Source organism: Streptococcus sp. 517s, from assembly GCF_054445985.1.
The window spans coordinates 294,200-307,902 of the sequence record NZ_CM136847.1 but is presented as its reverse complement, the minus strand read 5'-3'; the positions used below and the strand labels follow the sequence as shown (position 1 = coordinate 307,902).

Annotated in this window: 9 protein-coding genes and 1 pseudogene; 7 read left to right on the top strand and 3 right to left on the bottom strand. The window is 42.4% G+C overall.

Translation table 11 applies throughout. From position 1 onward, the window contains the following. The 3 genes from pbp2x to rsmH are packed head-to-tail and all read right to left on the bottom strand — an operon-like array spanning position 1 to position 3,538. The gene (pbp2x, locus tag ACVX3R_RS01700) at positions 1 to 2,256 is read right to left on the bottom strand and encodes a penicillin-binding protein PBP2X (RefSeq protein ID WP_458795239.1); all 2,256 of its coding nucleotides are present in this window, start codon (positions 2,254 to 2,256) and stop codon (positions 1 to 3) included. A gap of 3 nt (positions 2,257 to 2,259) precedes the next feature. Then, positions 2,260 to 2,577: a cell division protein FtsL gene (gene ftsL, locus ACVX3R_RS01695; RefSeq protein ID WP_000840799.1), complete on the bottom strand. Its 318-nt coding sequence runs from the start codon at positions 2,575 to 2,577 to the stop codon at positions 2,260 to 2,262. A 10-nt stretch (positions 2,578 to 2,587) separates the two neighbouring features. After that, positions 2,588 to 3,538, bottom strand: a complete 951-nt coding sequence (rsmH, locus tag ACVX3R_RS01690; protein WP_458795238.1) for a 16S rRNA (cytosine(1402)-N(4))-methyltransferase RsmH — start codon at positions 3,536 to 3,538, stop codon at positions 2,588 to 2,590. A 162-nt stretch (positions 3,539 to 3,700) separates the two neighbouring features. Here rsmH and ACVX3R_RS01685 point away from each other — a divergent pair, with 162 nt between their 5' ends. The 7 genes and pseudogenes from ACVX3R_RS01685 to ACVX3R_RS01655 all read left to right on the top strand — a co-directional run. Next, on the top strand, positions 3,701 to 3,895 hold the full coding sequence (locus ACVX3R_RS01685) for a helix-turn-helix transcriptional regulator (protein ID WP_001082470.1): 195 nt from the start codon (positions 3,701 to 3,703) through the stop codon (positions 3,893 to 3,895). Positions 3,896 to 3,910: 15 nt separating this feature from the next. Then, the gene (locus tag ACVX3R_RS01680) at positions 3,911 to 4,453 is read left to right on the top strand and encodes a DUF3278 domain-containing protein (RefSeq protein ID WP_458795237.1); all 543 of its coding nucleotides are present in this window, start codon (positions 3,911 to 3,913) and stop codon (positions 4,451 to 4,453) included. A gap of 10 nt (positions 4,454 to 4,463) precedes the next feature. After that, positions 4,464 to 4,799 (top strand): hypothetical protein, encoded by a 336-nt coding sequence (locus ACVX3R_RS01675; protein WP_458795236.1) that lies wholly within the window; start codon positions 4,464 to 4,466, stop codon positions 4,797 to 4,799. A gap of 12 nt (positions 4,800 to 4,811) precedes the next feature. Next, positions 4,812 to 5,390 carry a DUF3278 domain-containing protein gene (locus tag ACVX3R_RS01670; RefSeq protein WP_458795235.1) on the top strand — a complete coding sequence of 193 codons (579 nt, stop codon included), beginning with the start codon at positions 4,812 to 4,814 and terminating at the stop codon, positions 5,388 to 5,390. Then, positions 5,387 to 5,863, top strand: a complete 477-nt coding sequence (locus tag ACVX3R_RS01665) for a glutathione peroxidase (RefSeq protein WP_458795234.1) — start codon at positions 5,387 to 5,389, stop codon at positions 5,861 to 5,863. The genes ACVX3R_RS01670 and ACVX3R_RS01665 overlap by 4 nt, the downstream gene beginning before the upstream one ends. A 341-nt stretch (positions 5,864 to 6,204) precedes the next feature. Then, positions 6,205 to 12,084, top strand: a complete 5,880-nt coding sequence (locus tag ACVX3R_RS01660; protein WP_458795233.1) for an alpha-L-fucosidase — start codon at positions 6,205 to 6,207, stop codon at positions 12,082 to 12,084. A 605-nt stretch (positions 12,085 to 12,689) separates the two neighbouring features. Then, a pseudogene (locus ACVX3R_RS01655) lies at positions 12,690 to 13,238 on the top strand (site-specific integrase); the annotation flags it as partial. Positions 13,239 to 13,703: the final 465 nt, after the last annotated feature.

Below are 13,703 nucleotides of genomic sequence, written 5' to 3'. Positions count from 1 at the left end.
TTAATCTCCTAAAGTTATTTTCATTTTTTTAATGTCTTTGAGGGCTGTATTGGCACGGACACTTTGTTTCTTGACCGTTTTGCCACTACCTTCCCACTCAACTTCTATATTTAGCCATTTGGCAAATGTTTGCACATTTTCATCTGTCCAGCCATACATATCAGGCATTTCTTCGACCTTATCTGACAGGATCAAGATTTGCTGATTGGCTTCCAAATTATCTCCTTCAGAAACCGAGAGCTCCTTGATCTTTGTTCCTGTTCCGATAACGATTGGTTGGACAAGGTTACGGCGCAATTCCTCTGCTAGGTCACCCGGAGTAAAGTCCTTGGTAGCTGGCATCGCATAGCTTGTCGTCTTACTGACCTGATCCAAATTCTTGGCAGTTGACTGAAGATTGAGGGATTCTTTCATGGCAGAAGCTCGCTCAAGGATTGGGTTGGCAAACTCTCCAAGCTGAACGCCCGAATAATGCTCTGGCTGTTGCACCGTCACATAGAGGATAAAGTCAGGATTTTCTGCAGGATGCATCGACACAACAGAGAAGATATAGTTGGTTTCACCTGTAAGGTAACCCCCATTCTTCTCATCGGCAATCTGAGCTGTCCCTGATTTCAGGGCGACATTCTGACCTGGAACATTGACATTCGGCTTTCCTATGCTGTGGTTGTACATGGTACCGTAGACAGGATCTGTTCCGACCATGACCATGTGATCCCGAGTAGAGGACGCTGCAACTTTTGACACAGGATTTCCGACAATTTCCTTTTGAGACTTACGGACAGACTGATCATTTGGATCATAGAGGGCACTGATAAATTTTGGCTCCAACATAACCCCATCATTGGCAATGGCTGTAAAGGCACGAAGCATCTGTGTCTGGGTAACAGAAATCCCTTGTCCAAATGCACTCATAGCAATATTGACAATGTTATCAGCAGGTAATTGACCTGTGTACTCATCTGTCAGACCAAAACGAGTTGGCACCCCAAACTTAAAGCGGTTAAGGTAGTCCAACCAGGTTGCATCTCCCATCTTTTGCTCAAGCAAGGTCATTCCGATATTACTTGAGTGAGCAAATCCTTGAGAGAAGGTCATGGTGCTACCACTAGTCAATCCTTCATTGACGTCCCAGTCTCGAATGGTCGCATCAGCTATTTTCAATTCACTACTGTTAAAGTACTCACCACCAGGGAAGGTATTGTTATCAATAGCTGAGGCCAACATCATCACCTTCATAGTTGATCCTGGCTCATAGTTACTTTGATAGAGGATATCACGCCAGACAAAGTCTTTTGTGATGCCATCCTTGGTATCAGCATTGAAGGTCGGCCGTTGGGTTGTAGCCAGGATTTCCCCTGTCTTAGCGCTGACCAAGGTAGCCGTCATATACTTGCCTTTTACCTTTTCCTGAAAGGCATCCATCTGGGTTTCCATAAAGGATTGCAAGGGACTAGAAAGGGTTGTGTACACATCCTTTCCATCTACTGTTTGTTGGGAAGCTTGATCGGTACCCGGAACGATGTTTCCCAGACGATCCTTCTCATAAGTGATAATCCCATCTGTACCTGCCAGAATGCTATTTAAAGAACTCTCCAAACCAGATGTTCCAATCAAGCTCTTGGTGCCATCCTCATTTTCATGGAGTTGTGCTAAACCGATAAAGGAAGAAGCAAACTGACCATTGGGGTAACTACGATTAGGGCTGGTTGTAAAGTCAACTCCCTCGACACCAGCAGTTTTGAGGTCGTTTTTAATGGCCATCATATTGGCATAGGTAATCCCATTTCCCTTGGTACCAAAGGATACCTGTTTTAGATCTGGCTGAGAAAGCTGTTCTTTGACATAGGACTCCTCCATATCCAGATACTTATGGAAAATTTCAGCTACCTTATTAAATTGAGAATCCTCTACATAGAGAATTTTGCCTGTTGCTGACTTGTAGGTCTTGTCAATAACAGCATAGATATTATAAGATGTCGCATCTTCTGCAATAGGCGTACCATTACGATCGTAGATGGTCCCCCGCTTGGCTGGAATCGTCTTGGTTGTTTGGTGAACCTTTTTGGCTTCTTGAACCAAGTCCTTACCAAATTTTTTACCCGTTCCGATAATGACCGCAAAGTTCACCAAAAAGACAGCGAAGAGTATGACAGCCAATAAACTCAGGCTTTTCCCTACTCTTCTGCGGTTTTCTTCTGGGGATTTACGATTACGAACGGCATAACGGATGATTTTTTCTTTCCACTGTTTCATTTCTTACTCCGTTGCTCGGATATTTTCGTTATTCAGCTGTAAATTCTTAGAGTTTGCAATTTCTTTCAAACGTTCTGAACGAATCAATTCATTGACCTCTTGCTTGGCATCGTCGAGCTCTGTTTTCTTTTCTTCGATTTGAGCATTGACCTTGGTCAATTCATTCTGAACTTGTAATAGCTTGGTCTGCATAAACACAACGCTGACTGCCAGGATAATCATTGTTGCAGCAATCGAAACATAGAAGGCCTTTTCCACACGTGAAAAACCTTTAAACTTCGTTTGCAATAACTGGCTTGTTTTTTCGATTCTTTCTGCCATGTTTTTCCTCTTACTTATGAATTTTTCTGGCCACGCGCAACTTGGCTGAATGCGAACGATTGTTGGCTGCCAGCTCTTCGGCACTTGGCAAGATTGGCTTACGGGATACCAATCCCATCTTAGGCTTAAGATCATCTGGAATGAAGGGCAAGCCTTTGGGAACTTCCACTGTTGAAGCTTCCTTGAATAATTGCTTGGTCAAACGGTCTTCCAAGGAATGAAAGGTAATGACTGAGATTCTACCATCCAGAGCCAGCATGTCCATGGCCTGCTGGATAGACTCATCTGCTGCGCCCAGCTCATCATTGACTTCGATCCGAATGGCCTGGAAAATCTGCTTGGCAGGATGCCCCTTTTTCTTGAGCTCCTTGGCAGGCTTGGCAGACTTGATAATCTCTGCCAACTCAGTCGTTGTCTCGATTGGTTTCACCTCACGCGCTTGCTCAATCTTGCGGGCAATCTGTTTAGAAAACTTATCCTCGCCATACTTGAAAAAGATCCGAACCAAGTCATGATAGTCATAATGATTAACCACCTCATAGGCCGTCAGACTAGCTTCCTGATTCATCCGCATATCCAGTGGCGCATCTTTTTTATACGAAAAACCACGCTCCCGCTGATCCAATTGAGGACTGGACACTCCCAAGTCATAACAAATTCCATCAATTTCCTGGACACCAGCCTCTTGTAAACGTGCCTGCAAATGACGGAAGTTGTCCTTGATAAAGGTTACCATTCCCTTTTCGATATAGGGTGCCAACCGTTTTTGCGCATTGTCAATGGCATTCTGGTCCTGGTCAAAGGCATAGAGATGCCCTTTTTCGCTCAATTTACTTAATAAATATTCGCTATGGCCTGCTCCACCCAAAGTCGCATCAACATAGATACCGTCAGGTTTTACGTCAAGCATATCAATCGTTTCATGAAGCAAGACCGTTACATGATGAAATTCTTTTGTCATATCTTATCTATTTTACCACAAATCTGACCAGCTTGCACTTGTCAGACAAGGCTAAGTTTCTTCGAAAAAAAATTCTCAAAAAATGTCATATATACTTGACACGCTATCTCCAAAAGAATATAATATAGTCAAATATATACGACATATCAGAAAGGAGACCCTATGAATCGTGTGAAAGAATTCCGCAAGGAACTGGGCATTTCTCAGCTCGAGCTCGCCAAAGATATCGGTGTCTCGAGACAGACCATCAACATGATTGAAAATGACAAGTACAATCCAACCCTAGAACTCTGTCTCAACCTCGCCCGCAGCCTCCAAACTGACCTCAATAGCCTCTTTTGGGAAGACGATTTTTAAAAAAGGAGCAAACAAATGAAAAAAGAAACTCTCACTGAAAAACTCATCAAACGCATATACGGTATTTCTGGTCCCCTTGACGAACACAAACGGCGCGAGGCCGATCGTATCGGGAATCAGGTCTTTATTGTCCTCTTTTATCTGATGACATTTGGCAATCTTATCCCGCTCGTTCTTGCTTATAAATACCCGCAAATTGTCGCTATCGGTTATCCTCTCGTGGTGTTTGGCATTTCGATGGTAGCTGCCCTCTATGTGGTCTCTCAAACCAAGAAAACGGGCATCACAGCCATTGATCCCGAAATGCTGAGTCAAAAAGAAAGTAAACAGCTACATTTTCCTGGTCTAAAAGCCGGTCTGATCTACGGCATAGCGATATTTTTTATAATGCCACTCATCGATACCCTAACCAGTGAAAATCCAAATTTCATCAGTTCTCTTCTGAATTCAAAACATATTTTAAAAACTATACTGGGAGCGTCCTTTTTTGGACTGATGATGCAAATTGTTGTCTCTCTTCGCATTCAAAAAGCCAAGAAAGACCAAGAAGACGACTAAGAGGTGCCTTATGAAATCACTAGCTAGACTACTGATCAGTCATGTTTTTATCAGTATTTTCCTTTCCTTCGCCCTTGTTTCAAGAGCTGTTTCTCATACAGTTTTAATACTCTTGCTCCTCTTTCTTCCTGCGCTCAATAAAGGACTTGAGAGAATGCAATCAAAACGGGTACCCATCCTCAACGCTGCCCTCTTCTTTCTCCTCATATCCTTGCCACAGCTTCTAACCAACCCTGTCCAATGGAAATTTCCAATATTCCTAGTCGTATCCATCATTTCAAGTTTGGCCTACTTCTATAACTTTTATCAAGTAGTTAAAGAAGTAGATCAAAAACAGTTAATTTAGGAGATTACTCCCATGAAAAAAGAAGATTTCACCACTCGCTTACTTAAACTATTCTTTCACATACAAGGCCCCTTTGATGAATGCCGCCAAGAGATAATCTACAGGGCTTGTGCCCGTGCCTTGATCCAAATCGTTTACTCCTCCCTCCTACTCTTCTTGTTCTATCTCCTATTTGGACGCTTCATAGAGTTGGTTCGAGATGCCATGCCCTACCTCTATTTTGGACTTATCTTCGTCCTCTCGTCTAGGGCGAGACTAGCAGTTCGCGACTTACATTTGGACAAGGATGACCAGTCCGAAATCCATCACAAAAGCTACAGCAAAAGCCAAATCACCGTTCGTAGTTGGGGTGTATTCATCAGTATTCCAATTGGCTTGTTTGTCTCATCAGCCTTTCACAAACTCTTTGTTCAGCATCTTCCCCTCGATACCTTTTGGGACAATCTCTCACAGTTCGATAAAATGCTCCCTTTACTAATCTTGGGTTTGGGAATTGGTGCCATCTTTGGAACCATGACCTACGCCTTTTTATCGGAACACGAGATGAAACACTCTGAACCAGGAATGCATAAGGAGAATATAGAAAAATGACCAGTGTATATGATTTTTCCGTTTTGAACCAAAACAACCAAGCAACTCCACTGGATAGCTATCGTGGCAACGTTCTCTTGATTGTCAACACTGCTACTGGATGTGGTTTAACGCCCCAGTACCAGGGGCTTCAAGAACTCTATGAACGCTATCAAGATCAGGGCTTTGAAATATTGGATTTCCCTTGCAATCAGTTCATGGGACAAGCACCCGGCAGCGCAGAGGAAATCAATAGCTTCTGCAGCCTACACTACCAGACCACTTTTCCTCGCTTTGCCAAGATCAAGGTCAACGGCAAGGAGGCAGATCCTCTTTATGTTTGGCTAAAAGACCAGAAGTCTGGCCCGCTAGGAAAACGAATCGAATGGAATTTTGCTAAATTTCTCATTGGTCGAGATGGGCAAGTCCTTGAGCGCTTCTCTTCCAAAACAGACCCCAAAACTATTCAAGAGCCTCTCCAAAAGATACTCTAATTTCTTTTGAAAACGTGTCCTTTCATTTAGTTGGAGACTTGAAAGGATGCTTTTTTCTTTAAAAAGTAACTTATTTTCTTTAATTTATACTTATTTTTTGCTTTTTCGCTATTGCAATTCTTTTATTAATTTAGTATATTTGTTATATTAAAAGTTTTCAGTCATTTTAAGGGAGAAATGACCTTTTAAATTTTTTTATCTTAAAATGAAAGCGCTTTATAAACGGGAGGTAAGGTGGCTTACAAATTATCAGAGAGTTTTTTCATTAAATCAAATTGTAACCAAGTCAGACTTGGGCTTGGGCAGTAGCTGACTGCCTTTCTAAAAACTAGGAGTATATTATGAATCGATACCTTTTTGAAAAAGGGCAAACATTTAGTATTCGGAAGTTGACTGTAGGTGTGGCCTCTGTTATCGTCGGACTGGCATTTTTTGCTTCTGGAACCGTGCGTGCAGACGAAACGTCTCCTGCCACGACATCCAATTTAGATCAGCAAATTAAACAAGTCGCAGATATAGAAGAGACCAAGGCTGAACCAGTCAAAGAAGAAGGCCGTGTAGAGACTGAAAAACAAGAAACACCTGCTGCAGATACCAGCAGTGCTGATTTGCTCCCTGAAGACATTCAGGACCGTGCCTATCCAGACACACCTGTCAAGGAACTCGACACAAAGACTATCGTTGACCAGAAAGCTAGTCCAAAAGTAGAAACTAAGAGCATTCTAAAGAACAAGGAAGAAACTCCAAAGGAAGCTGAGAAAGGAAACCGTGCCATCATTAACGGTGGACAAGACCTCAAACATATCAATTACGAGGGACAACCCGCAACTGCTGCAACTATGGTCTACAGCATTTACAACGCAGGGGAACAACGCTACCTCGTTTCAGGCTCAGGTATCTTTGTAGCACCTAACCTGATCCTTACCGTTGCTCATAACTTTCTAGAGGCCAATAAAGAAACTGGCGAAGGTCACATTCGTGGTGGAAAATCTGCACAGTTCTACTATAACGTTGGTTCAAACAGCGAAAAGAAAAACTCACTACCATCTTCTGGAACTACGGTTTTATTCAGAGAAAAGGACATCCATTTCTGGAATAAGAAGGAGTTTGGAAAAGGCTATAAGAATGACCTTGCTCTTGTAGAAGCTCCTATTCCTCTTCCGATTGCTAGTCCAAACAAAGCAGCAACCTTTGCGCCTTTAGCGGAGCACAAGACGCATCAGCCTGGAGAAGCCATCAGTACGATTGGCTACCCAACTGACTCGAGCTCAAAAGAACTGAAACAACCTATCCTAGCCGGTCAGCTTTACAAGGCAGATGGGACCATCCGATCTATTGAGTCCTATGATGATAAGGGAACGACCGGTATCACCTACCAAACCACTTCTGTATCTGGTTTGTCTGGTGGCGGGATTGTGGATACCCAAGGAAAAGTTCTCGGTGTTCACCAACACGGAACCGTTGACAATGGTGTCGCTGAAAAGGATCGCTTTGGTGGCGGACTCGTCCTTTCACCTGAACAACTGAAATGGGTGAAGGACTTGATTGCCAAACATGGCGTGAAAGGCTGGTACCAAGGAGACAACGGAAATCGTTACTACTTTACCGATGAAGGACGTATGCTTCGGAATGAAAAAGCTGTTATCGGAAGCAACGAATATTCCTTCAACCAAGATGGGATTGCTACCTTGACCAAGGGAGTTGAATACGGTCGTGTTGTTGTTCAACACGAAGACGAAGAAGGAAATCCTGTCAAAGATAATGATACCTTTATCGAACAGACAGCTGTTGATTCTCCATTTGACTACAATTTCAAAAAAGAAATCGAGAAAACGGACTTCTATCAGAAGAATAAAGACAAATACGAAATTGTATCCATTGATGGCGTAGCAGTCAATAAACAACTAAAAGATGCTTGGGCTGAAGATCACAATGTTGTCAGCAAAGCGCCTGCCGGTACACGTGTCATCAAGGTGGTCTATAAAGTCAACAAAGGCTCCTTCAAGGTTTACTACCGTCAAAAAGGAACCACTACTGAACTAGCGGAAGCGACAGTTGATAACAATGACGGCCAAGAGTATGACGTTTCCTTTGTCAACACCTTCCATGCAAAAGACATTGCTGGCTACCGTCCAGTCAAGGCTAACTTGGAAGCAAGGATCCAGCAAAAAGGGGTGAATGAGGTCGTCTTTGAATACGAGCCAGTCGCTAATACAGCTAATCCAACGACTCCAACACCACCAGTAGCTCATCCAGAAGATAAGGAAACCGAGATTGGCAATCATGGGCCTCTTCCAAGCAAGGCTCAACTCGATTACCACAAGGAAGAATTGGCGGCCTTCATCCACTACGGAATGAACACTTATACCAATTCTGAATGGGGAAATGGGAAAGAAGACCCCCGATACTTCAATCCAACCAACTTGGATACTGACCAGTGGATTCGCACTCTGAAGGAAACAGGCTTCAAACGAACCATTATGGTTGTTAAACACCACGACGGTTTCGTTGCTTACCCTTCTAAGTATACAGATCATACTGTAGCTGCTAGCCCATGGAAAGATGGAAAGGGTGACCTTCTCGAAGAAGTTTCCAAGTCTGCTAGCAAGTATGACATGAATATGGGTGTTTACTTGTCACCATGGGATGCCAATCATCCAAAATACCATGTTGCAACCGAAAAAGAATACAACCAATACTATCTCAACCAACTAAAAGAAATCCTTGGAAATCCAAAATACGGAAATAAAGGGAAATTCATCGAGGTTTGGATGGACGGAGCGCGTGGTAGCGGTGCCCAAAAAGTAACCTATACCTTTGATGAATGGTTCAAATATATCAAAGAAGCTGAAGGAGATATTGCTATCTTCTCTGCTCAACCGACAAGCGTTCGCTGGATTGGAAATGAACGGGGTATCGCAGGTGACCCTGTCTGGCATAAAGTCAAAAGGGCCAACATCACAGACGATGTGAAAAACGAATACCTCAACCATGGTGACCCAGATGGTGATATGTATTCTGTAGGGGAAGCTGATGTTTCGATCCGTTCGGGCTGGTTCTACCATGACAATCAACAGCCGAAATCACTCAAAGAGTTGATGGACATCTACTTCAAGTCTGTTGGTCGTGGAACCCCTCTCCTTCTCAACATTCCACCAAACAAAGAAGGAAAATTCGCTGATGCGGATGTGACTCGCTTGAAGGAGTTCAAGGCAACTCTAGACCAAATGTATGCGACTGACTTTGCCAAAGGGGCCACTGTAACAGCAAGTTCTACTCGTCAGAACTACCTCTACAAAGAAAGTCACCTGACTGACGGTAAAGATGATACTAGTTGGGCGCTCTCAAATGATGCCACAACCGGTAGCTTTACAGTCGATTTAGGACAAAAGAGACGCTTTGACGTTGTCGAACTCAAAGAAGACATCGCCAAAGGTCAACGTATCTCTGGTTTCAAGATTGAAGTCGAAATCAACGGACGTTGGGTGACTTACGGCGAAGGTTCGACCGTTGGTTACCGTCGCTTGGTTCAAGGAAAACCTGTAGAGGCACAAAAAATCCGTGTGACCATCACCGGTGCTCAAGCAACTCCAATCTTGACCAACTTCTCAGTCTACAAGACACCAAGCAGCATTGAAAAAACAGATGGCTACCCTCTTGGACTTGAATACCACTCAAACACAACAGCGGATACAGCCGGAACAACTTGGTACAATGAATCTGAAGGTGTTCGTGGCACTTCTATGTGGACCAATCAAAAAGATGCCAAAGTAAGCTATACCTTCACAGGAACCAAGGCCTATGTCGTCTCTACAGTCGACCCAGGTCATGGAGAAATGTCCATCTACGTTGATGGACAAAAGGTTGCCGATGTCCAAACTAAGAATGCTAGCCGTAAACGTAGCCAAAAAGTCTTTGAGACAGGCGATTTAGCACCAGGCCAACACACTATTACCCTTGTAAATAAAACAGGCGAACCAATTGCTACTGAAGGAATCTACACCCTAAATAATGATAGTAAAGGGATGTTTGAACTCGAGTCTACCAACTACGAAGTCGAAAAAGGAAAACCAGTCACTGTTAAGATTAAACGTGTTGGTGGAAGCAAGGGGGCTGCTACTGTTCGCTTTATCACAGAACCTGGAACTGGAGTTCACGGTAAAGTTTACCAAGATACAACTCAAGATGTGACTTTTGAAGATGGAGAAACTGAAAAGACTGTTACCATCCCAACGATTGACTTTACAGAACAAGCCGACTCTGTCTTTGACTTCAAAGCCAAGCTCACTTCGGTCACTGATGGGGCCCTGCTCGGTTTCGCTACCGATGCAACCATCCAAGTGATGAAAGCTGAATTGCTGGTCAAGGACCAAACAAGCTATGATGACCAAGCTAGTCAGTTGGATTACAGTCCTGGCTGGCATCATGAAACCAATTCGGCAGACAAGTACCAAAAAACGGAGTCTTGGGCATCCTTTGGTCGCTTAACTGACGAGCAAAAGAAAAAGACAACTGTCACAGCCTACTTCTACGGTACTGGACTTGATATCAAGGGCTATGTTGATCCAAATCATGGTATCTACAAAGTCTTCCTAGATGGCAAAGAAGTTCCTTACCAAGATGACATGGGAAATGCTTCAACTATTGATGGTAAGAAATACTTTAGCGGTCGTGCAGCCCAACGCCAAGGCAACCAAACTCTGGTCAGCCTAAAAGGTCTGGACGAAAACTTGCACGCAGTCACCCTTCAACTAGATCCTGATCGAAACGATTTGTCTCGAAATATCGGTATTCAAGTGGATCAATTTATCACTCGTGGCGAAGGTAGCGAACTCTACAGCAAGGCAGATATCATCCAGTCTATCTCTAAATGGAAGGATGATCTGTCCAACTTTGATCCAGCAGGCTTGAAAAATACGGCTACTGCGCGCCAAGCTTTCCAAGCAAATCTAGAAAAATTGAGAAACCAACTCAGTGCTGATGCAGTAGATGTTCAAGAAGTCATGTTGACGGTCAGTGCCCTACAAGATATCCTATCCAAGGATGAGAACTATCAAAGAGGTCAAGAGGAGCCTAGTCCAGAGCAACCGGAACAGCCAGAAGAACCTGAGAAACCTGATCAGCCTGAGCAACCAGCTGAACCAAAACAACCGGAAATTGAGTATGATAAGGCTATGGACAGCTTGACAAAAGCTATCGAGAAAAAAGTCGCTGAGCTTGGATCCAACAAGGAAGCTAAGAAGAAATTATTAGAAATTGCTGACCAAGCCATTGCTGCAATCCAAGAAGCTAAAACTCAGGAAGCAGTCAATCAAGCGCTAGAAACTGCTCTCGAACAAATCAGCAAGCTCGAAGCAGCTCAGCCTGAGAAACCTGCTGAACCTGAAAAACCAGTTCAGCCTGAAAATCCGACTCAACCTGAAAAACCGGCTCAGCCTGAGAAACCTGCTCAACCTGAGAAACCTGCTCAACCTGAGAAACCTGCTCAGCCTGAAAAACCAACTCAACCGGAAACTCCGGCTCAGCCTGAAAAGCCAGCGCAACCGGAACAACCAACTCAACCTGAGAATCCAGTTCAACCGGAGAAACCTGCTCAGCCTGAAAAGCCAGCTCAACCTGAGAAACCTGCTCAACCGGAAACTCCAGCGCAACCTGAGAAACCTGCTCAACCGGAAACTCCAGCGCAACCTGAGAAACCAATTACTTCTTCAAGTCCTGAGGAAGGGGTTAAAGACCTTGTCTTTACACTTCCAAACTTGGAAATCGTCAATAAGGTCGTACCGTTCAAGACGATTCGTCGCGAAAACCCACAATTAGACAAAGGAAAAGAGCAAGTTCTATCAGAAGGGAAAGACGGTCTCTTAGTCGAGTATGTTGAAGTGGACAGTGACAATCGCAAGGTTCTCCAAACAGAAGCAACTCCAGCTCAAGATCGAGTGATTGAGGTAGGTAGCAAACAAAGCTCAGTTGGTACAGAAGCGCCACCAGTTGTGACTCTTCCTGAGTATGTTCTACCAAGAGAGACTGAAAAACCTGCTCCAGTCGTAACAGATAACTCATCAGCAAAAGATGAAAAAGCTCCTGTTACAGCTACAGTCAAAGAAGACAAGGAAAGACTACTCCCTGCAACTGGGGAACAAGAAGCAACTGCCTTCCTCTTCTTGGCAGCCATTACTTCTATCTTGTCTCTCCTCATCTTCCAAAAGAATTTCAAAGACTAATAACCCTCTTTGATTGATTCTTTCTAATTATTCCGTTCCCCCGTAGAGAAGACCATCTGGTCTTCTCTTTTTTTCACGATCAACCTTGTGTGAAAAAATCCATAAAGGATCCCAAAATTTAATTGAACTTTTTATAAATTCACAGTACTGAACGCCCATATTTTTCTAGCCTCCTACTTAAATAGTTTCCTCTAAAACTTACTCGAGCCATCTCCATTCACAGAATTCACATTCATCACTTAGTAGGACAAACACTTCTCAAATCAATTGTTATCCCTTAACGATCTATTATTTCATTTCAGATGACAAGTCTCCATCAATACCCTATATTTTATAGGCTAGAATACTAAAAAAGTTCAAGGGCATACTTTATTATTTATAGAAAAAATTACTTATAAATATTATGTAAATTGATTCTTAATAACGTTTAAAAGCGTCACTGATTTCTCAAGATAAAAAAATAGTCCAGAACAGTTGTTCTGGACTATTTCCTTTCCAATTACTTCCTAAGAACTAACTGAAAATCATCTGGCTCTATAATTTCTGTAGTGGGTAAAACTACTGTAGAAATTATGGAGCCTATTTTGTTGTAGAAAAAAAGTCATATATTCTATCTCACCTTTTTCTTAGGCGATAGAAAATCAGAATCCTATGCTCTTCAATGGAAACATATCAACTTTTCAACCGGAGAAATACTTATAGAACAAGCTTTAGACCGTTTTGGTAATGTGAAATCAACTAAGGGAAACAAAAGGACTCTCTTTAAAGCACCGACCGAACTAATGGAGCTTCTAGCAAATTGGAAAGTTAAACAACAAGAAGAGCTCAAACTTTTCGGACTGAAGCAAACACAAAAACAGTTTGTTTTTACTTATAATGATCGTACTAATAATATTAATCTTCCTCTCCATACAGACTATCTGAACTATAGAATGAAATCAGTTAGACGAAGACATCCCGAATTAGCACCAGCTTCACCACACAAACTAAGACATACTGGTGCTACTCTTGCTAAACAAGCAGGTATTTCTCTTGAGGCCATTTCAGAAGCTCTTACTCATAGTGATAAAGAAATTACAAAAACTTACGTTAATACCAAAGATAAAGTCAATCAGACTGTAGGTGATATTGCATTTCGTAGTTTAAAAAATTGATGGGGTGAATTTTGGGGTGAACTTTGATTTTTTGAAACAAAAAAGACATCCAAGAGTAAATTCTTGAATGTCTGTAAACGTTGATATAATCGTATTGATTAACGTTTTGAGGCAACTGACTTTGTCAGATTGCAGCCTCATTTGTAAGCGACTAAAGTCGCAACAACTGTGTCAATTGCACCAATTTAGTAAGAAAGTATAAAAAAAGAACACCTTGAAAGGTGCTCTTTGTAAGTATAGTAATTCCTTCGAATTAACGTTTACTAAATTGTGATGCTTTACGAGCTTTCTTAAGACCTGGTTGGAAAAACTATGATTTGAATAACCTTCAGTAAATGCTTAAAATCAATGTTTTCCCACTTTTTCAGAAAACAGAATTACATCTAATTTGAATAAATTTCAGTTGAATGGTGTGAATTTCACCCTAAAAATATACGAATTGAGCTAGATTTTACCAAAAAGTTC

What these genes read in the sequence shown, in the direction of transcription:
- pbp2x (WP_458795239.1), bottom strand. Translation starts at nt 2,256, where the DNA reads ATGAAACAGTGGAAAGAAAAAATCATCCGTTATGCCGTTCGTAATCGT.
- ftsL (WP_000840799.1), bottom strand. Translation starts at nt 2,577, where the DNA reads ATGGCAGAAAGAATCGAAAAAACAAGCCAGTTATTGCAAACGAAGTTT.
- rsmH (WP_458795238.1), bottom strand. Translation starts at nt 3,538, where the DNA reads ATGACAAAAGAATTTCATCATGTAACGGTCTTGCTTCATGAAACGATT.
- ACVX3R_RS01685 (WP_001082470.1), top strand. Translation starts at nt 3,701, where the DNA reads ATGAATCGTGTGAAAGAATTCCGCAAGGAACTGGGCATTTCTCAGCTC.
- ACVX3R_RS01680 (WP_458795237.1), top strand. Translation starts at nt 3,911, where the DNA reads ATGAAAAAAGAAACTCTCACTGAAAAACTCATCAAACGCATATACGGT.
- ACVX3R_RS01675 (WP_458795236.1), top strand. Translation starts at nt 4,464, where the DNA reads ATGAAATCACTAGCTAGACTACTGATCAGTCATGTTTTTATCAGTATT.
- ACVX3R_RS01670 (WP_458795235.1), top strand. Translation starts at nt 4,812, where the DNA reads ATGAAAAAAGAAGATTTCACCACTCGCTTACTTAAACTATTCTTTCAC.
- ACVX3R_RS01665 (WP_458795234.1), top strand. Translation starts at nt 5,387, where the DNA reads ATGACCAGTGTATATGATTTTTCCGTTTTGAACCAAAACAACCAAGCA.
- ACVX3R_RS01660 (WP_458795233.1), top strand. Translation starts at nt 6,205, where the DNA reads ATGAATCGATACCTTTTTGAAAAAGGGCAAACATTTAGTATTCGGAAG.